Below are 22,013 nucleotides of genomic sequence, written 5' to 3'. Positions count from 1 at the left end.
AACGTTGATGACGCAACGCACGCGGGCCGGATGTCTACACACTGGCCCGCGGGCTCAGCCTCTCTCGAAGCAGGCCGGACACCGCCGACTCCGAGCACAAGACGGCGAGCGGGCAATCGTTCGCATCGAATGACGGTTGCCTGAAGTAGCGCGAACCTCGCCCCCACTCATTCGTAGAAGCAGCGCCGGATGGCTGACCAAGACGCGGCCAGTGTGCGCGGGCGGGGGAATAATTGCTTGCAGTCTTCTCAATCAAAGGGCGCATCGCCCTTCGTTTCCTCCCGTCGTAAATTTTCCACGCGGCTGTAACAGCGGTCTCCTGCCGCGCTTCTACAACCTTAGATTAAATATTCGAAAACTCTTTCAAATTGTCATTGTTCTTTTATGCAACCTGGACTAATAGTTGTCCACTTAGTGCTTTCCCTTTTTGCAATCAATTCATTCGGCCGCGGTCTCGCCGCGGCAAAGGATAAACGCGTGCCGTATATCCGCTGCATGTACTGGAACATCCAGAACTTCGGTGACCAGAACGGATATCGCGCGCGGCAGGCGCGCATCAATTTCATCGCATCGGCGGTCGCCGCCTATCAGCCCGACGTTCTCTTTATTATGGAGCTGAAGCAGAACGCGATCGGCAATCTCTATCTGCAGACCCTGCAAGAGACGCTGAATACGCTGCCGGCGCCGCTGAACAACTGGTACTACGACTGGATCAAGGGCGCGCTGCTGCGCACCGGCGTTCCGCCGCTGCCGGCCGATCCTTTCAATACCGCGGTTGATACGGACTGGGACGTTGCTCACCACGAAGGCTACGCGGTTTTCTGGAATCAGAACATCGCCAAGTTCGTGATGCAGGCGGCTCCGCCGATTCGTCCGCCGGCGGCCGCCGGGCCTTCGCCGAACTCCCAGTCCCAGGACTGCCGGATGCAGGGGGCGATCGCCTTCGGTGGACCTCCTATACCCTTTCCTGGAGTCGCACTCGGCGGAACGTTGGCTGTGCCGGGCGGCGGCACTCCGTTTGTGGTGCCGGCGGGCACCAACATCCCGGGCCAGGGCATTGTCGGCGCGAACACGCCGACCGCGGCTGGTGTGGTGTTGCCGGCCGGCACGCAGGTCGGCGCGGGCGGCATCACGCTCAACGCAGTGACCTGGGGCATCAACCCGGTGGTGGTGCCGGGAGGTTATACGCTCACCGATGCGCTGACGTTGCCCGCCTCCGGAACGGTCGTCCTGCCGGTCAATGCGCTCGGCCTTGCGATGTTCGGCCGTGACAGCGCCGATCCCCTGGTCAATCCCAACCGTCCCGACCGCTTCAACGGCGATATCTCCGACACCACGGTGAACTTCAATCCGCTCGGCGGCAATGTCTGGAACTGGATCGAGTTCACCGGAGCGGCAGCGGGCAGCGCCCAACGCACGGGAACGCGGCGGCCCGCCTACATCACGGTCAAGGTGAATCGTCCCGGCCACGCCACCGCGGCCGACCAGCTGCTGCCGATCATCTGCTATCACGCCCCGTCGGCCAGTCCCGCCTCTTCCGGCGGCATGCAGCGTGCCGCTTTTTCGCAGCCGATGTATCAGGCCTACGACTGGGCAGGCGGCGGCAACTGGATCAACTGTAACAACGCGCTGATCGGCGGCGACTTCAATGTCGTGATCGATAACGTATTCTACGCCTACGATGCCTTTACTGACGCCTTTGCCACGCCGAGCGGTTATGGCGGCGGTGCGAATGCGACGATGGCGATCGCCAATCCCGCACCGCATGGCGGCACCATGGGCGACAATCCGCTCAATCAGACCATTTGCGCGCTGACCGTCGGCCCCGGCGGTCCGGCGCGCTACGGCAATGCGATCAACGATTTCCGTACCCAAGCGATCGACAACATCTTCTACCGGGGGCTCGGCACCGGCGTCGTCGGCATGGGCATTGATGCCGCCAATACTGGAGCGATCGACATGATGAGCGCCTGCTCGCTGGGCGGCGCGCCGATGATCGGCAATCCGATCGCGCAATGCCTCAACACTCCGAACATGGTCAACGTGCAGACCGCCGTCTACGTGCACAACGCGGCGCTGGCGCTGCCGAGCATGGTCGATTCGACGGTGACGCTGTTCGAGATGAACGCCGGCCGCTTCAGCACCCAGCCTGACTTCAACGCGCAGAACACCGCCGCGCGGCGCGTCGCCGAGTTCGTCAATCTGTTCGCCAGCGACCATCTGCCCGTCGTCATCTCCTTCACCATGTAGCCGGAAGCTGGTCATGGATGGAAATGCCATCAAGCAACTGATCGACGGGCTCAGCCCCGGCGGCGTCCTGACGCTGGTGCCCGGCGGCATCCCCAATGCGCCGCGGATCGATGCGCTGGTCACCGGCTGCTTCGGTGGCACGCTGACGGCCACGATCGGCGTCGCAACCGTCGGCGCGACGAGCGTGACCTATGCAGCGGCGCAGCTCGCGAGCAAGACGTTTCTGTTCTATCTGGTCGATGCCAATGTGCCGGCGACGCTGACCTTCACCACTGGTAGCGGTGGCACGCTCGATCTGGCGGTGACGGCGACGATGCCGGCAGGCTGGACCCTGGCCGCCAGCTTTCCGGCGGTCGGCGACCTGACCGACAGCGCGCTCAACGCTCTGACGTTCACTGCCGCGAGCATCGCAGTGGCTTCAGCCGACTCGGCGTCGGCATCGTTGATCGATGCGACGATCGACACCACGAAGTCGGCCACCGCCAATTTCGAGTTTCTGCTCGGCCCGAGCTGCGCGGTGAGCGGCGGAGCCGAGATGGTGACCGGCGGCAATGGCTTTGCCGCGCCGAGCTTCCACCTCACCAGCCAGAAGATCCAGGGACCGTCGATCAACGGCTTCAGCCTCGATCTCTTCCTCGAGCTCGGCTGCCTGCCTTCGCCGGTGCCATTGCCGGACGGAACGACGCCGCTCGCAGGCACGGTCGCCATCACGACAGATCTGCTCACGCCGGCGCTGACGGTGCCGATACAGATCGAGGTCACCGCCGCCGACCAGACCAGCTACATGGTCAAGCTCGACACTTCGGGCGGTGTTCCGCCGATCAATTCGCTCGATCAGCTCACCGGATTTACCTACGGCACCTCGCCGGCGACGCTGCTCACGGCCGCCAATACGCCGATCGGCACGCTCACGCTCGATTACCTGTTCGCGACGATCAACACCAAGACGTGGTCGATCTCCAACCTGCAGTTCGAGATCTCGCTCGGCACCAACTGGACCGTCATCGGCGGCGTGTTCCAGCTGCAGCGCCTGATCGCCGCTGTGACGATCCCGGTGCTGTGGAACGGTTCGACCTCGCCGCCCGACGGCAACGGCTTCTCACTCCTGGTCGCGGCGGACTTCATCGTCGCCACCGCGCCGCTCGAGGTCGGGATCACCTATCCGTCGCTGGTGATGACGGTGGGACTGCAGCAAGGCAAGGTCATCGACATCAATGACTTCCTTGGCCAGTTCGCCCAAGGACTGAAATTGCCCGGCACGGCCAGCGATATGGCGGTTTCGGTGTTCAGCGCGACCGCCGACATCCAGCAGAGCACGTATTCGCTGAATGTCGGAGCGAACGGCTCGCTCAGTGTGATCCCGGGCTTCACGCTGACCGAAATCGACATGGCGATCAGCTATGCGTCGAGCGCCGTGCAATCGTTCCAATTCGGCTCGCATTTCACCATCGCCAACGCCCCGCTGGCGCTGACGGCGGCGTACGACCCCTCGCCGAACTGGGCCTTCGAGGGCGGCAGCGAGCCGGGGCAATCGATCAATCTCTCCGACCTGATCTCTCAGATCGGGACCATCTTCGGGGTGAGTCTTCCAACCCCCATCCAGATCGTGCTGTCGAAGCTCGATATGACCTACGGCTCGGCGGCGGGCAATTTCAGCTTCGAGGCCGAGATTGACTATGTGAATGAGAGCGACCCGATCCTGAAGAAGATCAGCGGCGGCGTTGCAATCACCTATTCCGGCACGCCTGCCAAGACCTGGACGGGCAACGTCCATGGCGAGATCCTGGTCGGATCGAACCAGTTCACGGTCAACCTCGATTTTCAGAAAGACACCGTTCTCAGCATGCAGTGGAAGGCGGTCGACGATGAGGTCGTCACCATCGCCGATCTCTGCGGCATCGTCGGCATCACGCCGCCCGACATCCCGCCCGGGCTCGATCTCGATCTCACCGAAGTCGACGGTGCCTACGACATTACCCAGCAGATCCTGCTGCTTGGCGCGATCTCGAAGACCTGGGGCGCCGCCGATGTCGCCATCTGGTACGACGCGACCAACCGCTGGCAGTTCTATTTCGGCATGGCGACGAGCACGTCGATCCTCCTGTCGAAGCTGCCGCTGGTCGGATCGGCGATCTCCAAGTTCGGCGATGTCGCGCTGGATTCGATTCAGGGCATGGCCTCGGTTCCCGTGCTGACGGAGACCCAGGCCGGCAAGATCATCGACGGCTTTAGCAAGTTTCCCGCGGCCTATCCGCGGCCGCCAGCCACCGGCCTTCCCAACGGCGTCGCGCTCACCATGGAGTTCGACGTCAACGGCAGCAAGACGTCGATCACCATCGGCACGCCAACAGCGTCGCTCTCAGAGGCTCCGGGAACGTCGCTCGCAGAGGCACCGGCGCCGGCTGCTCCGCCGACGCCGCCTGCGCAACAGCGGCCAACGGGCGATACGCCCGCGACTGCGTCCGACGGCACCAAATGGTTCGCGGTGCAGCAGAGCATCGGGCCGGTGTCGATCCAGAAGGTCGGTGTCCACTACGACACCACGGATGCCAAGCTGTGGGCGCTGATCAATGCGACGGTCACGATCGGTCCGCTTGAAATCGGGCTGATGGGGCTGGGCGCAGGATCGCCGCTCACGAGTTTTCAGCCGAGCTTCACCGTTGCGGGAATCAGCGCATCTTTGCAGGCGGGCGAGCTTGCGATCTCCGGCGCGCTGGTCGGAAAGATCGATCCGGTCGATCTCTACGGCGAGCTGTCGCTGGAGATGGGTCCGATCTCGCTGGGCGCCCTGGCGGGATACGCCACCTACGAGGGCGATCCGTCCTTCTTCCTTTACGCGGTGCTGGACGCGCCGCTCGGCGGCCCGAGCTTCTTCTTCGTGACCGGAGTTTCGGCGGGCTTCGGCATCAATCGCCAGCTGCTGATCCCCGACGTCAGCGGGGTTGCGGACTTCCCGCTGGTGCAATGGGCCGTCGGCATCAATGCGCCGAATTCCAGCCCCAGCGGCGACATCGGCTCGCAGGTCGCCGCCACCATGCAGACGCTCAGCCAATCCGGCGTGATCGCGCCGGAGATCGGCGAATACTGGTTCGCCGCGGGACTGCGTTTCACCAGCTTCGAGCTGCTCGATACGTTCGCGCTGCTGACGGTTTCGCTCGGCAAGGATTTCGAGGTCGATATCCTCGGGCTGTCGTCGCTGTCGCTGCCGCCCGCGCCGGCGACGCCGCTGGCCTTCGCCCAGCTCGCAATCAAGGCTTCGATCAAGCCGTCGCAGGGCGTGCTGTCGATCGCCGGACAGCTCACCAGCGCCTCCTATTTGCTTTCCAAGGACTGCCACCTGACCGGCGGCTTCGCCTTCTATCTCTGGTATTCCGGCGATTATGCCGGCCAGTTCGTGGTCACGCTCGGCGGCTACAGCAGCCACTACAACGTGCCGAAATATTATCCTGTGGTGCCGCGGCTGGGCCTGAACTGGCAGGTCACTCCGCAACTGACGATCTCGGGCGGCGAATATTTTGCGCTGACCTCGAGCGCGGTGATGGCCGGCGGCAGCCTCAGCGCGGTGTGGTCGAGCGGCGGGCTCCGCGCCTGGTTCGACGTCGAGGCGGACTTCCTGCTCGTGTTCCAGCCGCTGCATTACTACATCTCGGCTTCGATCGACCTCGGCGCGTCGTTCTCGATCGATCTGTGGTTCACCACCATCACGATCACCATCCACGTCGGCGTCGGCGCCGAGATCTGGGGACCGGACTTCTCGGGCGAGGTCGATGTCGATCTCGACATCATCTCCTTCACCATCGGCTTCGGCCACGCCCCGCGCTCCGGCGACACCACGGTGGACTGGGGCACCTTCACGAGCCAGATGCTGCCCAAGGCTCCCGGCAGCAGCGCGAAGCTCGCGCGCCGCTCGGCGATGCTCGCACTGGCCGACGCCGCCGCGGATGATACCGATCCGCCGCCGCCACCGGTGCTGCAGATCAACGCAACGACTGGCCTGCTCAATACCTTCGACCCGTCGACCGGGCTCGACTGGCTGGTGGACGGCCACAGCTTCCAGTGCACCGTGGTCAGCAACATCCCGCTCAGCGCCTATCAATTTCTCAAGAGCATCACCACCAATCCGAACGATTCGATCGTCGACATCACGCTTTCGCCGGCGCAGGTGAACCCAACCACCACGTTCGGCGTCGGTCCTGTCGGCGTCGCGCAGCTCACCTCGAATCTGACACTGCAGTTCACCACCGAGGAAAACAGCCAGTTCCTCGCGGAGATGCAGCTGCAGAACATTTCCAAGGCAATGTGGGAGAAACGCGACTTCGATTCCAACGGCGTGCCGAAGGGAGTCGATCCGCTTAACGACACGACGATTCCCAACGTGCTCACCGGCTTCACGCTGGTGCCTACGGTCCCGCCTCCCGACCACACGCTGCCGATCAAGCTCGAGTACCTGAAATACACCATCGATCCGGCCGTCCAGACGCTGACGTGGAGCAAGCCCGTCGTGCAGACCAGCGATCCCTTCACCTCCGCCGAGACCGTGCAGAACACCATCGGATCGGCCCGCGCCACCGCCAACCGCGCCGCGCTGATCACGGCAATCAACAATTCGGGCTTTGCGGTCAACACGGCGGTGAACGTGTCGAGCCTCGCGGATCGCGCGACCAGCTACCTGCTGGCCGCCCCGGAGCTGCGCTATCTCGGCGAAGCGGCGTGACGGGAGCGATGCGATGGGCACCACACTGCAAAAGACGGTCACCTTCATCCAGTACGACATCCCACCGCTCAAGGCCGGCGAATACAAGCTGGTCGCGCATCAGACCGTCGATCAGACCACACCCAACGACTTCACCGCCCAGCGCGTGTTCGCGGTCGGCGGCAATCGCTTTCAGCTCCCGGGCGACGCCATCGCCTCCTATTTTCCGCCGTCCAATGCCAATGGCGAGTTTGACGGCGTGCTGCCCAACGTCGTGCTCAAGGTCTCGACATTGCCCTGGCAGCGCACCTCGGTGGAGTCGGAGCTTGATGCGCCGTGGCTGGCGGTCCTGCTGCTTGAGAAAAGCGAGACGCCACCGATCAAGAACGGGACTGCCGCGGACGTGATCCCAACGGGTCAGACAATTACCGTGTTCGGGTCGAAGGTAACCGGCACGGGCAAGATGCCGGCCGGCACTTTCTCCTATCCCGGCATCAACCCGCTCGACTACGGCCAAGCGCCGGATACGCCGACCAGCTATATCGATCTGTCGGTCGCAATGTTCAGCAGCATCGCGCCAACCGCGACCGATTTGCCGTATCTGGCCCATATCCGTGAAATCGATACACTGGATTCGGTCGACGACACCCAGCTGAGCAAGCAATTCTCGGTCGTGCTCGGCAACCGCATGCCGGCAATCAATTTCAATGCGGTCGCGCTGCTGGTCTCGCTGGAGAATATGGGCGACTATCTGCCGGACGACGACGGCAATGCATCGGCAAATTTCCCGCAAGGCATCAGCACGGTCCGGCTGATCGTGCTGGCGAGCTGGAACTTCTACGCCAACAATCTCGACGAGAATTTCCAGAATCTGGCGGAAAATCTCAACAAGAACATGGCCGGCGAACTTGGCGCAACCACCATCAAGATCGACGCGCCGGCCCCCGACGCCACTGCGGTCGCAAACGCCATCACCGATGAAGCCACAGCCTTGACCGGCGCCGACGCCGACACGCTGGTGCTCAACGCGCTGGCGCAAGGCTATGTCCCGCTCGACCATCACCTCCGGGAGGCTGGCGACACTGTCTCCTGGTATCGCGGACCGCTGCTGCCCTATGGCGGCACCGGCAGCTTCGTCAGCGTCCCGGCCTTCGGGCCCGATGCGATGCTGCGTTACGATCCCTATACCGGGATGTTCGACACGAGCTACGCCGCGGCCTGGCAACTTGGTCAGTTGCTGGCCTTACAGAGCGCGGCCTATTCGACCGCGCTCTATCAATGGAAGAAAACGCTCGGCAAGAACGCGGCGGCGTTGGCCGAGCAGGCGTTGCTCTCCGCCAAGCTCGGCGATGGAACGCTGTTTCCAAGCCTGGTGCAGACGCGCGGCAACCGCGTCTTCGCGCCGGAAATTCCCGATATCGTCTCGCAGTTCATCGGCCAGTTGCGATTGCTGGTCGGCGTGCCCTTCGCCTGGCTGGTGCCGAGCGAGGCCATGCTGCCGACCGAGAGTTTTCGGCTGTTCTCGGTTGATCCCAACTGGATTGAGGCCCTGGTCGACGGCGCCTTCAGTATCGGCCGGGCGACCCAGGGCGAGCTTCGGATCGACAAGGAGCAGTATGACGAACTGACGAGGCGCAGCGCCCGCGTGGCGCGAAAGGCGAGGGTCAATGACCGTCCCCATCTGGCGCGCGCCAAGCAGGCGAACCTCGGCAATTCGCCGCAGCAGGTCACTGGCGTGTTGCTGCGCTCGCAGCTGGTGCCGGGTTGGCCACGGCTCAACATCAACGGCTACTCCGACACACAGGGCAACAACGAGGTGCCGAAGCTGCGCATGGTGATGCTGTCTCGCGACGTGATGCTGTGTCTGTTCGACGGCACGGTCGCGATGGTTGCAATCCACGAAGCGCCCGAACAGCTGCATTGCGGGGTCGAACTGAAAAGCGGGACGGCCTCGACCACGTTGCGTGCGGTCACTGGGCCCAATCCGGGACAGCAGTTCCTCACCGATCCCAAGGGCGGGCCGGCCAGCGCCGACGTGCCGTTGCGGGCCGATGGCCAGACCATCAAGGTGGCCGCTGCGGCCAATTCGGTGCTGACCAAGCTGAATACTGATTTTTCGCAGAACATCGCCGATTTCACCTCGGCCGAATACGCGCTCGAATTCATCAAGGGCGTGGTCAAGGTCGAATTCGTGGTCGGGAATTGAGGGGAGGCGAGGTCGTGGCCGCTGCAGGCAATACGGGCGTTGTCGTACCGGTCGATCTCGTCGCTTTTTGCGTCAGCGAGAGCGACGCCATTCAAGGCACGACCTCATTCTCCGGTGCAACCGTCAACTACGCGGCGCTGACTCCGACGAACCTCCAGGCTTACACCGGTGCGGTCGCCAACCGCGCCCTCAACGCACCGCCGCTGCAGCCGCTGGAAGCGGGCGTGCACCTGCATTGGGCGCTGCCCGATGCGCTCACCAAGGGCAAGGCCGACAGTGCCGCGCCGGTCAAGTTCGAGGCGGTGCCCAACCGCTGGCTGGTGACGCGCTTTGCGATCAGCGGCTCCACCGTCACCCCGACCTCGTTCGTGGTGGAGAGCGACGGGCTTTCGACGACGCTCCCGGCCGGTCAATACGCGCCGCTGCTGCCGGTCAAGCAGCAGAACAGCCAGGCGCCGGGCTTCGCCTATATGGGCCTGCGCGCGAACCTCGACGATTACAATACGCAGCTCGGTCAAACCCCCTTGACTGCCGCGACCGGCCAGCCGCTCAGCGCCGTCTCGCTCGGTACGCCGCAGTTCGCCGCCTACTATCCGGAGGGACGCAGCTCGTTTGGATTCTTCGATGCGTTGGCGGATCTCGCCGGACCGGCGCAGCTGATGTATGTCGTCACCGGCTGGTACGAAGACATTACGCTTGATCCGGCGCAGATCGTCGCGGCACGCCGCGCCAAGACGCTGGCGGGCCGGCGAAAGCCCACCCTGCGCAGCGACTATCGCTGGTCGACGCATGGAAGCGAGATGCCCGGCGAGCAGGACGAGCCGCCCCCGCCTTACACGCTCTATAGCGGCACCACCCAGGCGGTGAACTGGAACCCCAACGGCGCGTATGTGCCGCAAGGGGGTTCGCTGCCGCCGATCGTTGCAACCGCCGCCGTCGGCAATACTCCTTCGGAGGCGCTGGCAGCCTATTTCCGCAACCTGCTGCATCCGAACATTCCGTTCTTCGAGCAGATCCTCACCGCGTTTCAGCAGGGTCAGTGGCCGAACCTGTCGCAGCCGACCGTCGACATGCTCGCGAGCCTTGCCGAGAAGCTGCACACCAGTCAATTCCAGCGCGTCGACTCAAACCTGATCTGGACGATCTATCAGAGCGACCCCGATGGCGTCACGCACGAGGCGATCAATCTGCCGCCGGGCATCGCCGATGCACTGAACGATGCCAACGTCGCCCGCCAGGACAAGCTCGCGGTCGGCGAGCATGTCTCGACCTACCAGTGGCAGATCTTCACGGACTGGTACCGCTATTTCAACCAGCCGCAGGGCAGCCTCAATCAGACCACGGTGTTCAACCATTTTGCGCAAGTGCTGTTGCCGCAATGGCAGGGCCTGCAGGCGGCCTGGACCGCGGCGCAGACGGCCAGCGATACGGCGGACACTAACCTCCGGAACCTGATCGCCCAGCGCAAGGATCTGTCGCTGCGCGAAGTGCCGGGTCCCCGCTACTGGCAGCCGGCCGAGCCGGTGCTGCTGCTGGCCGGCGACGGGCTCGAGCTGCCGGCGCGTTACGGTGGCGACAACGATCATTCCGATACGGGCACGCTGGTGTGCCGCTCGACCGACCAGATCGTCAGCGCCCTCAGCATCAACGGGATCAGCCGCAGCGCAAGCGACTACAGCGCGGTGACACGGCTGAACAGCAACATGCTGCCCTATCTCGCCGATTGCGAAGCGCTGCTCGCCGAAGCGCTGCTGCTGGACACGCAGCTTGCGTCGGGCTGGTCGAATGTCGGCGAGCCGGCGTTGCGAACCGCGCTGAAGGCACTGCTGACCGGCGGTCAGCAGACGCAATGGACCATCACCGCGGGCGCCGCGCCTTCGCCGGTCGAAGTCAGCTGGTGGGAAAACGCAAATCCGTGGATCCCGATGTTCCTGCAATGGACCGTCGATTTCGTGCCGTTGCAGCCGACCATCGTCAACCAGACCCAGCTGGAAAACTACAATCCGGCGTTCTTCACCGCGAACTACACGATCAATCCCGACACCGGCAGCTTCATCTCCTACACGCCGAGCGGACCGAACGGCATCAACATCGATCCGGCCACACAGACCTACACCCCAACCTATTCGGGTTCGGCGCTGCTGTCGGACCAGGCGCCCGCCAATCTCGAGAATGCGATCACCCAGTATGTGAAGAAGAACAGCGATCCGACGCTGCAGGCCATTCTGACCGCGCTGCAGAACACCCAGATCGTGGTCCAGCCGCTGTCCGGCTTCGGCCCGGCGCTGCTCGACCGGGTCTTGCAGGCGCAATTCTCGCTGGTGACGCCGCCCAATGCCGGTCCGGCAGCGGTGGCCATCACCGCTCAGACGGCGGCAATCGTCGGCAACAGCTATCCGGTCGGACCGATGTTCGATGCCGCTTACAATCCGATCCGCGCGGGCTATTTCAAGGTTTCCGGCATGGTGGTCGATGCCTTCGGCCAGCAGCGCCAGCTCCAGATCGGCGCCGGCGACTTCTATACCGCGGAGTCGATGACGACGGTGATCGGCAACAACACCGTCGAACCCGGAATCGGTTATGCCGCGCCGCGCATCTCGCAGCCGAGCCGCCTGCTGTTCGAATGGATGTCGGCAAACGTCAGTTCGATCGAGGAGATGACGGAGCATCCCGCCACCTCGCCGGTGTGCGGCTGGCTGATGCCCAACCATCTGACCGGCGGCTTCTTCCTGTATGACGGCACGGGAAGGCCACTCGGCGCCCTCCAGGTGAACGGCAACGTGCCGCCGCAGGTGGTGTGGCAGGGCGCACCGGGCGACGACGCGACTATCGATGAGCCGATCGCCCAGGCGCTCGCCGACGCCAATCCGCTGTTGCTACAGGTCGCGCTCGCGCTGTTCAACGCCACGCCGGCCTTCTTCCAGTCCTTCTTCCGCGCCGTCGATACCACCCACGGCACGGTCAACCCGCAAAACCTGTCGCTGGAAAGCGGTCTGGCGGTGCTGGTCGGGCGCCCCGTTGCCGTGGTGCAGGCGGCGATCCGGATCGACCTGCAGGGCCGGCCGCTCCTCAATCAGAACACGCTCGGCTGCCTCACCAGCTCGCAATGGACCGACACGGAGAACGGACTGTCGGGCGTGAAATTCCCGGTGTTGCTCGGCGATGCAGACAAGCTCGACGACGGGCTGGTCGGCTTCTTCCGTCAATCGGGCAGCGGCTTCGACCTGTCGACCTTCTTCAGCGAAGGCGCCGACGGCAGCGATCCCGGCGTGGTGGTACCCGACGCAAGCACGATCCAGCTCACAGTGACCCCGACGCTTGCTGATCCCGATCCGCCGCCGGCTGGGGCCGAGACGTTCCGCGTGCTGATGCTGGTTGATCCGCGCGCCCCGGTGCACGCGGTGACCGGCATCCTGCCGACCGAGACGCTGGAGATCCCCTCGGACATTTCGAGCGAAGCGTTGTCGTCGCTCGAGGTCTATTTCCTCGCTGCACCCGTGCTCAAGCCGACGCCGGTGCCGCAGGAGCCGGCGCTGCTCCTGATGCCGGTGCCCGCGGCGAGCGGCTTCGACATCTCTTTCGTCGAGCAGATGCTTTTCAACAGCAAGCCGGAATGGGTGACGGTCTCCGACATCGCGGCGGCGACCACCGGCGCGGTCTGGAACTACACGCCGCAATTGCTGACCGAAGGCTGGCTGCGCATCAATCAGACTCAGCTCACCTTCGACCTGCTCAACTCCGCAGGCAAGGCGATCGTCACTGGCGGCCAGACCCAGAACATGACGCTAACGATCCGCAACGCCAAGCCCAACGTCGTCACCTTTACGCCGGGCGTGCTGGCGCCGGAGGGCAGCAAGCCGGCCGGTTCGATCTTCTACATTCATTTCGGCCAGCTGGTTGACGCGGTCGACGTGCCCTCGATCTCGCTGGCCGCACCGAGCTGGAGCTTCGCGCTACAGCAGGACTCGATCTATGGCGCGTACTGGGCGGCGACCCCCGTGGCTGACGACGTGGTGCTGCAGCCCGACGGCGCGGTGACCGTGACGGTCACCGGGCTCAAGGCGGCGAGCACGCTCAGCCAGGCGAATTTATATTTCGATTACTACGCCGTCGATGGGACGGCGGATGGCGTGTTCACCGATACCATCGTGGTGAGTGCGTGAGCTGACCCGTAAGGAGAGGAGCGACGATGCGCAAACTGCAAGCACCCCAAGGCGTGATTCCGCAGCTTGGCTACAGCCTCAACAACCCCGATGCGCCGGGGACGATCTATATAAGCTCCAACCCCGCCGACAATAAGCTCACGCTCGCGATGACCTCGACCGTGGTGGCGGGCTTTACCGCCGGCACGCTGGTGCCGCCAGCTCAGGCGTCGACGGGAACGGGTTCGCTGCTTTATCTCAATCTCACTCCGCTAGGCATGACGGCAGCCGAGTTCAACGCGCTCTCGCTGGTGTCCTCCGGGTGGTCGTTTGAGAGTTACAGCGACGAGAGCGGACAATATATCGGCCTTACGCCGACGGCCGCGGTCACGCTGCAGCCCACGCCGGCCGAGATCACCTTCTCGCTCACCGATTTCACGCTGGCGACGGCGCCGGGCCCCTCGGCCGGCCTAACCGTGCTCGCCTATCGGGTCACCGGCATCACCAGCAGCAGTTTCTTCCCGATCATGGGCAACATCCCCGTGGTGTTCCAGGTGCCGGACGACAACACCGGCGATCTCACCACCGCGATGTGGGTCGATCTGTCGCCGTTGCAGGTCGTGGCATCGGACAATCTCAACCCGCCGGTGTCGAATTCGCTCGTACTGACGATGACGCAAAATCCGAATGCGCCGGCCGTCATGGTCACCCCGTCCAGCACCTTCACCCTCAACTTCGCCTTCGCCGCCGATATCAATGGCTATGGCGCGCTGCTGACGGTCGACGAGGCGAAGCAACTCAGCGTGAAGGCCGCGCAGGGCACGACCGACTGGACGATCACGCCCTACCTCAATGCCAATCCGCCGTATTGGTCATTTTCGCCGAAAGAGGCGGGACCATTGTTCCCAAAAAGCTCGGGCGGCACGATCGCCTTCGACATCTCCTCGCTGTTCACCAACTTCCAGCCGGGACCGACGGTGGTGCTGGTCGGCTATTCCGACGTCACGGGCTTCAAGTCCGGCAGCTTCGCGGTCACCCTGGTTAAGCAGCCGCATGTCGCCATCACCGCGTTCAGCGTCTCGCCGGCGCAATCGATCCTGAACAATGGCTCGGCGTCGGTACAGCTGACCTGGTCGACAACCAACATGACCAGCATGACACTGCAGCCGCTTGGGATCGACGTCACGGCATTGAACGGCTACTCGCCGAATATCGGCGACACCACACAGTTCACGCTGGTGGCTGAAGGCCAGCGACCCGGCAATGTCGACAACATCGCATCGTTGAGCGTCACCGCGCAAGTGCTGCCGGTGATCAACGGATTCACCGCGAATCCAGCAAGCATCTATGTCAACGATTTCGGTAATGGCTATCCGACGAACCTCGCCTGGAACGTCAACACCAACAACTCGGTCACGCTGACCAGCAGCACCACCGGTCCGGTAGGACCGGCCTATCCGGCGGTCAGCTCGGCGACGCCGGCGCTGCTGACACCGCAGATGCTCACGCTCACGCCGCAAGGCGGCAGCGACGATCCGACCGTCAGCCGCAGCCTGTTCGTCTCGGCTTTCAATATCGCGGTGCAGACCGCGACGACGAACCAGGACAGCGGGTATTGCGCGGCGCCGGTCAATGCCGGCTTCGTGGCGGTGACCGCACCGGGCGGCAATCTCGTCTCCATCCTGTCGACCGCCAATTACTACCCGCTCACCACGGTGACGACCGGCAACAGGCCGCTCGGCATCGCCTTCTCGCTCGACGGAACGTTGATGTACGTCGCCAACTCGAGTGACGGCACCGTCAGTATCTTCAGCGTCGCCAATGTCGCAGCGATCCCCGCGTTCACCTTCACCTCTGTCGCGACCGTCGATGTCGGCGGGATGCCGCAAGAGCTCGCGGTTGGGCCCGACGGGACCTGCTGGGTGACGATTGACATGGGCGATTCCACAGCAGGGCAGGTGGTGCCGATCAGCAATACGGGCGGCAGCTATGCCGCCGGGCCGGCGGTCACGGTCGGCAACGCGCCGCGCGGCCTCGCAATATCCGCAAGCGGCGCATCGATCTACGTCGCCAATTCCGCGTCGGGAACGATTTCGATCATCACGGTCGGCGGCGACACGCCGGCGGTGGGCACGCTGCTCCGCAATATCGGAAAGCCGGTATCGATCGGTCTCACGCCCGACGGCAAGAAGTTCCTCGTCGCCGCCTCCGGCGACGGCGCGGTCTATGGCTACAACACCCAGTTCGCGGCGACGAGCCCGCGGCAGACCTACCCGCTGCCCGGCGCCAACAGCGTTGCGATCTCGCCCACCGGCGCCTACGCGATCGCGACCGGCAGCGGGCCCAACACCGTGGCGCTGATCAATTATTCGCTGGCCACGATCCAGAACTCCCAGACATTGCCTGCGGCGCCGCTCAGCGCCGCCTTCACCCCTGAAGGAGAACTGTGCGTGGTGGCGCTGCCGGGGAGCAACTCAGTGGCTGTGGTTACGTTCGCGGAATATGCGGAAGTCGCCGCGCCCACGTCCGCCGGCGGCGTGATCACCAACGTGGCCCTTTCCGCCGACAACACAACCATGGTCGGCTGGTGCGATGCGATGGTTCAGATCTTCTCGCAGGGAGGGAGTCCGCTCACCGGCATCGTCAAGGGCGCCGTGTCGGGCGCGGCGGTCTCGCCCTATCTCGGCAGCGCCAAGATCAATACGGTGGCGATCTCGCCGCAAGCGGCCGATGACGCCATCTATGTCGCGACGCATGCTGTCGCGGGGATCGACGTCTACACTCTGTCGACGATGTCGAAAATCGGGAGCATTCCGATCCCGCTCGCCGGCTTCAGTGCCCGCCAGGCGGTCGGTCTGGCGGTGTCGCCGGACGGCAGCACGTTGTTCGCACTGGTCAGCAACGGCGGCAACCAGTACAGCTTCATGGTGTTCTCGACCGATGTCGCGAGCAAGGCCTTCAACCTGCTCGCCGATGTCGCAGCCTATACCGGGCTCGGACCGCCGCTGTCGACGCCTTTCGCGATCGGCCCGGCCAGTGGCGGCGGCGTTTGTGCCTACACCGTCGATGCGACGACAGCGACGCTATGGACGCTGTCCGGCTCGTCGAGCAACTGGAGCGTAGGCACATCGCTGCCGCTCGCAGCCGGCGTCACCGGACCCATTCCGAGCACGCTCGCCGTGAGCCCCGACGGCTCGACCGGATATGTCGCGATCCAGGCCGGCAACAATGCCTACATGTCGGTCGTCAACCTCGCCACACAAACGGCGCAGCTGGTTCATCTGCCCAATCCTTCGAACGTCACGAACTTCGTGTCGCTGGCGGTGTCGGCCGACGGCGTCTCGCTTTATGCGAGCGACGTCGCCGCGGCGGCAATTCGCATCCTCGATGCCCAATCGCTCCGCATCAAGCAGACCTTGAGCTGGTCGAACGGCGTGCTCGGGCCGTGGGGCATCGCAGCAGCTTCCGACTGCACGGGGCTGTACGCGGCCGCCATCAATTCGATGAACATCGCTATCGCGCAGCAAGTTAACCCGACCTGACCCGCGGTCGAGGGCCCAACAAGACCTGACATTCGATTGGAGCATTCCATGGGCAACTACATCGGCTTTTTCGTCCGCGACAATCTGGGGCAAGTGCCCAACCAGACCGGCTCAAGCTGGTCGAGCTGCCCCGACATCATCTTCGCGGGCACCGGCAATCCGGCGCCACCGCCGCTGTCGACGTATACGAGCCCCGCAGGCTACGCGACCGACTATGGCTCGACGGTCTACACGACCACGCCGCCGACGCCGAATTACACGTTCCTGCGCGCGCTCAACACCAATCCCGCGGCGACGCCGCAGGCGCCAATCACGGGACGGGCATGGTTCTACTGGGTGGAGAGCGATCTCGCGCTCTGGCCGCAAAACTGGAACACCGGTTCGGTCACGGTGGCCGGAAGCGCGATCAACTATCAGCCCATCACCACCACGGCGAACAACCAGGTCGTGATCTGCAACCTGCCCTTCATCTGGACGCCGCCGCCGCCGGCTGCCGGCACGCACTATTGCGGCGTCAGCTGGATCGAAAACAACCCAACCGCAACGCCGCAAAATCCGGCGTTGGGCTTCGGCGCCTTCAACACCTTCAACGATCTCGTCAATTTCGTGCTGCAAAACCCGAACATGGGCTGGCGCAACACCACCGACGTCACCAGCCTCGGCTATACCTGGACGCAGACCACCGGTGTGACCGGCCCATCCACCGCGCCCCCCATGTTCTACCTGGGCATCCAGTGCAAGAACATGCCGACCGACGCCCAACTCGGTTACACCATCCCGGGACCCATTCCGAGCATTGCGACGATCAGCTCGAACCTGACGCCGATCTCCAACCCCAACATGCTCAACATGGTGCCGATCTACGGCTGGCCGGGGAACGCTGTGTCGTCGATCACCATCTATTACAAGCAGGGGCCGACCCAGCCGCAGACCGGCGCCAACGTGACGGTCACGTTGATCATCCCGGGCCAGCAGTTGGCATCTGACACCCTGGCGCTGCTGAAAGACGCGCCGGAGCACATGGTGCTGCGCTCGACGCTCGACTTCGTCGTCAATCGCGAAACGCTCGCCGGGGTCGACATCGCTTACGACATCTACGCCGCCGTCCTCGGCACCATGACCTACGGGTTCTAGCTCGCACTGTCCGTCACTACGCCGTGCCGCGGCTGCGCCGTCCGCACGGCGTTTGTTGCATCGCCCCCCAGGGAGTACCCTATGTCTTTCAGCGGATTCTTCGTACGTGACTATCTCGGGCAAGTGCCGAACCAGCCGCCTGCCGGCCCGTGGAGCAGTTCACCGGACATCGTCTTCGCCGGCAAGCTGCCGGCGAATTCCGCGCAATATGTCACTCCGCAAGGCTATGCCACCGACTACGGCGGCAACGTCTTCACCAACGTGACAAACTTTGTCTATCCGCGCGCGCTCAATGCGCAGGGCACCGCCGGTACCGGACGCGTCTGGTTCTTCTGGACCGACAGCAGTGTGGCGCTCTGGCCGCAGAACTGGCGCGGCGACCTCGTGACTGTCAGCGGCCAGTCGACCAACCACCAGCCGCTGGCGGCGACCGCCGGCAATCAAATCTGCGTCGTCAACCAGCCGTTCGAATGGACCCCGCCCACGCCGATGGGGTCAGGTCATTACATCACAATCACCTGGGTCGAGAACAACCCGACCAATCCGCCGGTCAATCCGTTCCAGGGGCTTGCGCCATTCCCCACGTACGACGCGCTCGTGCAATTCGTGACTTCGCATCCCAACATGGGTGTGCGCGGCGTCATCACCATCAACGGCCTGGCACCGACATGGACCGAGACCGTGCCGATCACCGGCCCTTCGCCGGCGCAGATGTTCTACCTCGGCATTCAGTGCACCAACATTCCGGTCGGCGGCCAGGTGGGATTTGTGGTGCCGGGACCCACGCCGGCGATCCCGCCGATCATCGTTCCCACGCAGGTGATCAATTCTCCCAACCTCATGATTACGGTTCCAGTCACGGGTTGGCCCTCGGGAGCGCAATCTTCAATGACGATCGTCTATCAGCAGGGGGCAACCCCGCCGCCCCCGGGTGCGAGCATCTCGGCGGTGATGTTCGTTGCGCCCGCCGGGTCAACCAAGGCGAAGCCGATGGCTTTTTGATCCCGCCGCATGGCATGACGTGGCATGCGGGGCGGTTCGCTGCCCCGCATCGCCGCGCTTGCCACAAACGGTGCGTTGATGCTTGCTCAAACAGGGAGACATTTGCGCCGAACGGGCAGCTCGATTGAATGAGCATTTTTGACGACATTTCTTGTGCCAGCTTGGCGTTGCCTGCGGGCGAGACGCAGTTTGCATACCTCAATCTCTCCGCGCGTCTCGAAGCTGGCCGTGTGCGCGAAAAGCTCGATGTCTAGTGCCGGATATCCTGCGAAAACTCGTGACGAACTGATCGCGCGGTTTCGTTCTACGATCAACGATCAGCACCACAGCGCCTTTTTCGAATTGTTCCTGTACCATTTTCTGCTGGCGCGCGGCTGCAAGGTGTTGGAGATCGAGCCCGCCTTGCCGCACACGACGAAATCTCCAGACTTGCTTGCCGAGAATGCAGCGCATCAGAAATTATATACGCCGCGATGATACACGCGCGAGCACATTAGCGAGCAGCGGAGTTCCCTGCCGAGGTGCTTGGGCAACTTGGGTTTGGCCATGCCGATTTCAGCAAGCAAATGAGCGATAGCTTCATCTGTGCTGGCGTCACGCTCGCTGCGTGCCGCGCTGGATCGGCATCACCTTCTTGGGATCGAGCCATTTGTCGATACGATCAGCCCAATGCTGCATTAGCTTTGTGCGCGAGCCGATCAGTGCGAGTGGTCCGTGTTTCTTGTAGAGACCTTCCACGGTTGAACTATCGAGATGCGCGAGCTGCAGCTCGACGACATCGCCGTCCCATGCCTTGGCCTCCTTGATCTCTTCGTGGTGAGACAGGGTCGAGAAGGTGGTCCGGAATCCGTGGGCGCAATGATCAGTCTTGGTGTCAATGCCAAGCAACCTCAAGCGCTTGTTGAGCGTGTTGTTCGATAGCGGGGCATCCTTGGAGCAGGAAAAAACGTACTGGCGACGGCCGGTCAGCTTCTGGACGTTGCGCAGGATTGCGAGTGCCTGCCGTGACAAGGGCACGACATGGTCCCAACCGGTCTTCATTTTGGCGGCTGGAATAGTCCAGCGTTCAGCGTCCCAATCGACCTCGCTCCACTCCATTTCATTGATCATGCCTGGGCGGGGAATAGTCAGCGCATCGAACCGCAAGGCAAGGCCAACAACGTCACCAAACCTCGCTCTTTCGCACGGTGCGCTGATGAGCTTGAATACGCGCGCCACGTCGCGTGGTTCGGTGACGCCGGGACGCGGCGTCGAAATGTTGGCAATCATCTGTCCATTCAGGTTGCGGAATGGATTGTAGCCGTCGCCTTCGACGTCGGCATAGTCGCAGATTTGCGCACCGATGCTGCGCACGCGGTCGCGCGTTTCCAGCTTTCCTTCGGCTTCGTATGAACGCATGAAAGCGAGCACGTCCGGACGCTTGATATCCTTCCTGCACAGCTTGCCGAAGCGATCCTTGACGTAGCCGACGCGCAGCTCAAGGACCTTGATGGTCTTGGAATCGCGAACCGCGACGATCCTTCCGCGTTTGACTTTCTCTACCTTCTTCTTCGCCAGCCACTCGTCAGCCCATTGCTCGAAAGGTCGGGCGGCCGCTTGCCTGTGCTTCTCGAGCTGCTTCTCGGTGCTGGGGTCTTTGCCGTCCTTGAGCAGGTCTTTGGCCTTGTCGCGCTCGCGACGCGCGTCGGCGAGCGAAAACGTGCCGTCCTTTCCGTTGCCATAAGGGCCGATCGAGTAGGTTTTCTGGCGACCGTAGAAGCGGTAGGCCATCCGCCAGAGCTTGGAGACGGCCTTACCTGGCCTGTTCTCGTCGGGTGTGACGAAGAGGTAGAGACCGCCGCCGGTCACGTCGGAAATCTTGGCGGGACTCCACGCGCCATTGTCGAATCTCGGCTGGGCGGCGCGGCAGTCGACGTCGGTTCTGATCTGTTTGGGGTCGGCACACGCGCCAGCGTTCTTACGGGCCATCTGCTCAATTCCTGCACTCGGAATAGCGAAAGTCACCGTGAACGTTTGTTCTCGCGATACCAACACGATACCAACAAAAATACCAACAAATTGGCCGGCTGGGGTCGGACGAGAACAAACGGTGACGAACACCGATGTACGCGGAAAGCTCTATTCTTCAAGGGGTTCCGAGCGCTGCGCGAACGCTTGCGGACGATTTAGAACGGGCGTGAACAGCCTAGTTGGTGCCCCTGGCCGGAATCGAACCAGCACTCCTTGCGGAACTCGATTTTGAGTCGAGCGCGTCTACCAGTTCCGCCACAGGGGCATTCGCATTGGCCCTGGGCAGGAACCGTACGAAGCGGGGCGGACTATACCGGGCGGCGGGGCAGGGTCAACCCGCACGGACGTGATGCGCTCGCATCTCGACAGGTTTCGCGGCCGGGAGTAGGAGCCGGAGCGGCCCGCCTGGGGCCGGATGCAGGCCCGTTCGGGAGGATCGATGAGCAATACCTCGGTGATGGCGCGCCCCGCAGCGGGGCCGACGAGCCCGGCGATGACGGCGGCGCTGCTCGCGGCCGGCATCGCGGCGGCGGCGCTGGCCGGCGCCTGGTACATGCAGCTGGTCTGGGGCCTGCAACCCTGCGAGCTCTGCCTGAAGCAGCGCTGGGCGTATTACGCGATCGTGCCGCTCGGGCTGGTGATTGCGCTGGCGGCCAAGGGCGGCGCGCCGCGCGCGCTGGTGGTCGCGGGCCTCGGCCTGATCGCGCTGGCGGCGCTCGGCAATGCCGGGCTCGGCGTCTATCACTCCGGCGTCGAATGGGGCTTCTGGCCGGGGCCGACCGAATGCACCGGGCCGATCGGCAATCTCGGCAGCGCCGGCAGCCTGCTGGAACGGCTCGACAGCGTCCATGTCGTGCGCTGCGACGAGGTGCAATTCCGCTTCCTCGGCCTGTCCTTGGCCGGCTACAGCGTGCTGATCTCGCTGCTGATCGCCGCCATCTCTGGCCGGGGCATCACGCGCAAGACGGCCGCCTGATCATCGCAAGGCGATCGCCGGGGCCTCTTCACCTCTCCCCGCCGGGGAGAGGTCGGCG

10 protein-coding genes and 1 tRNA gene are annotated in these 22,013 nt (G+C 63.6%); 9 read left to right on the top strand and 2 right to left on the bottom strand.

Annotated features, from left to right (window positions below):
• The first annotated feature begins 477 nt into the window (after positions 1–477).
• The 8 genes from BRAD285_RS29110 (at position 478) to BRAD285_RS35540 (ending at position 19,446) form a co-directional block, all read left to right on the top strand.
• Positions 478–2,250, top strand: coding sequence for an endonuclease/exonuclease/phosphatase family protein (locus tag BRAD285_RS29110; RefSeq protein ID WP_157681699.1), 1,773 nt, complete (start codon positions 478–480; stop codon positions 2,248–2,250).
• 13 nt (positions 2,251–2,263) lie between these two features.
• Positions 2,264–6,964, top strand: coding sequence for a DUF6603 domain-containing protein (locus BRAD285_RS29105; RefSeq protein WP_006610071.1), 4,701 nt, complete (start codon positions 2,264–2,266; stop codon positions 6,962–6,964).
• A 13-nt stretch (positions 6,965–6,977) separates the two neighbouring features.
• Positions 6,978–9,149, top strand: coding sequence for a hypothetical protein (locus BRAD285_RS29100; RefSeq protein WP_006610072.1), 2,172 nt, complete (start codon positions 6,978–6,980; stop codon positions 9,147–9,149).
• Positions 9,150–9,163: 14 nt separating this feature from the next.
• On the top strand, positions 9,164–13,312 hold the full coding sequence (locus BRAD285_RS29095) for a hypothetical protein (RefSeq protein WP_035644861.1): 4,149 nt from the start codon (positions 9,164–9,166) through the stop codon (positions 13,310–13,312).
• 26 nt (positions 13,313–13,338) lie between these two features.
• Positions 13,339–16,833, top strand: coding sequence for a beta-propeller fold lactonase family protein (locus BRAD285_RS29090; protein WP_006610074.1), 3,495 nt, complete (start codon positions 13,339–13,341; stop codon positions 16,831–16,833).
• Between the two features lie 48 nt (positions 16,834–16,881).
• The gene (locus BRAD285_RS29085) at positions 16,882–17,967 is read left to right on the top strand and encodes a hypothetical protein (RefSeq protein WP_035644864.1); all 1,086 of its coding nucleotides are present in this window, start codon (positions 16,882–16,884) and stop codon (positions 17,965–17,967) included.
• 81 nt (positions 17,968–18,048) lie between these two features.
• Positions 18,049–18,969: a hypothetical protein gene (locus BRAD285_RS29080; protein ID WP_006610076.1), complete on the top strand. Its 921-nt coding sequence runs from the start codon at positions 18,049–18,051 to the stop codon at positions 18,967–18,969.
• Between the two features lie 246 nt (positions 18,970–19,215).
• Entirely contained in the window at positions 19,216–19,446 is a 231-nt protein-coding gene (locus BRAD285_RS35540) for a hypothetical protein (protein WP_035644867.1), read from the top strand.
• A 117-nt stretch (positions 19,447–19,563) separates the two neighbouring features.
• Here the strand turns inward: BRAD285_RS35540 and BRAD285_RS29075 are convergent, their stop codons facing one another.
• The gene (locus tag BRAD285_RS29075) at positions 19,564–20,937 is read right to left on the bottom strand and encodes a site-specific integrase (RefSeq protein ID WP_035644869.1); all 1,374 of its coding nucleotides are present in this window, start codon (positions 20,935–20,937) and stop codon (positions 19,564–19,566) included.
• 222 nt (positions 20,938–21,159) lie between these two features.
• Positions 21,160–21,244: transfer RNA gene (locus BRAD285_RS29070), tRNA-Leu, on the bottom strand.
• A 174-nt stretch (positions 21,245–21,418) separates the two neighbouring features.
• Here BRAD285_RS29070 and BRAD285_RS29065 point away from each other — a divergent pair.
• A complete protein-coding gene (locus BRAD285_RS29065) occupies positions 21,419–21,955 on the top strand; it encodes a disulfide bond formation protein B (RefSeq protein ID WP_006610078.1) in 537 nt (178 codons plus the stop codon).
• Positions 21,956–22,013 lie beyond the last annotated feature (58 nt).

The sequence above is a fragment of the Bradyrhizobium sp. ORS 285 genome (assembly GCF_900176205.1).
Classification (GTDB): domain Bacteria; phylum Pseudomonadota; class Alphaproteobacteria; order Rhizobiales; family Xanthobacteraceae; genus Bradyrhizobium.
Note: the sequence above shows the minus strand (reverse complement) of the source record. Positions and strands in the feature narration are given on the sequence as shown.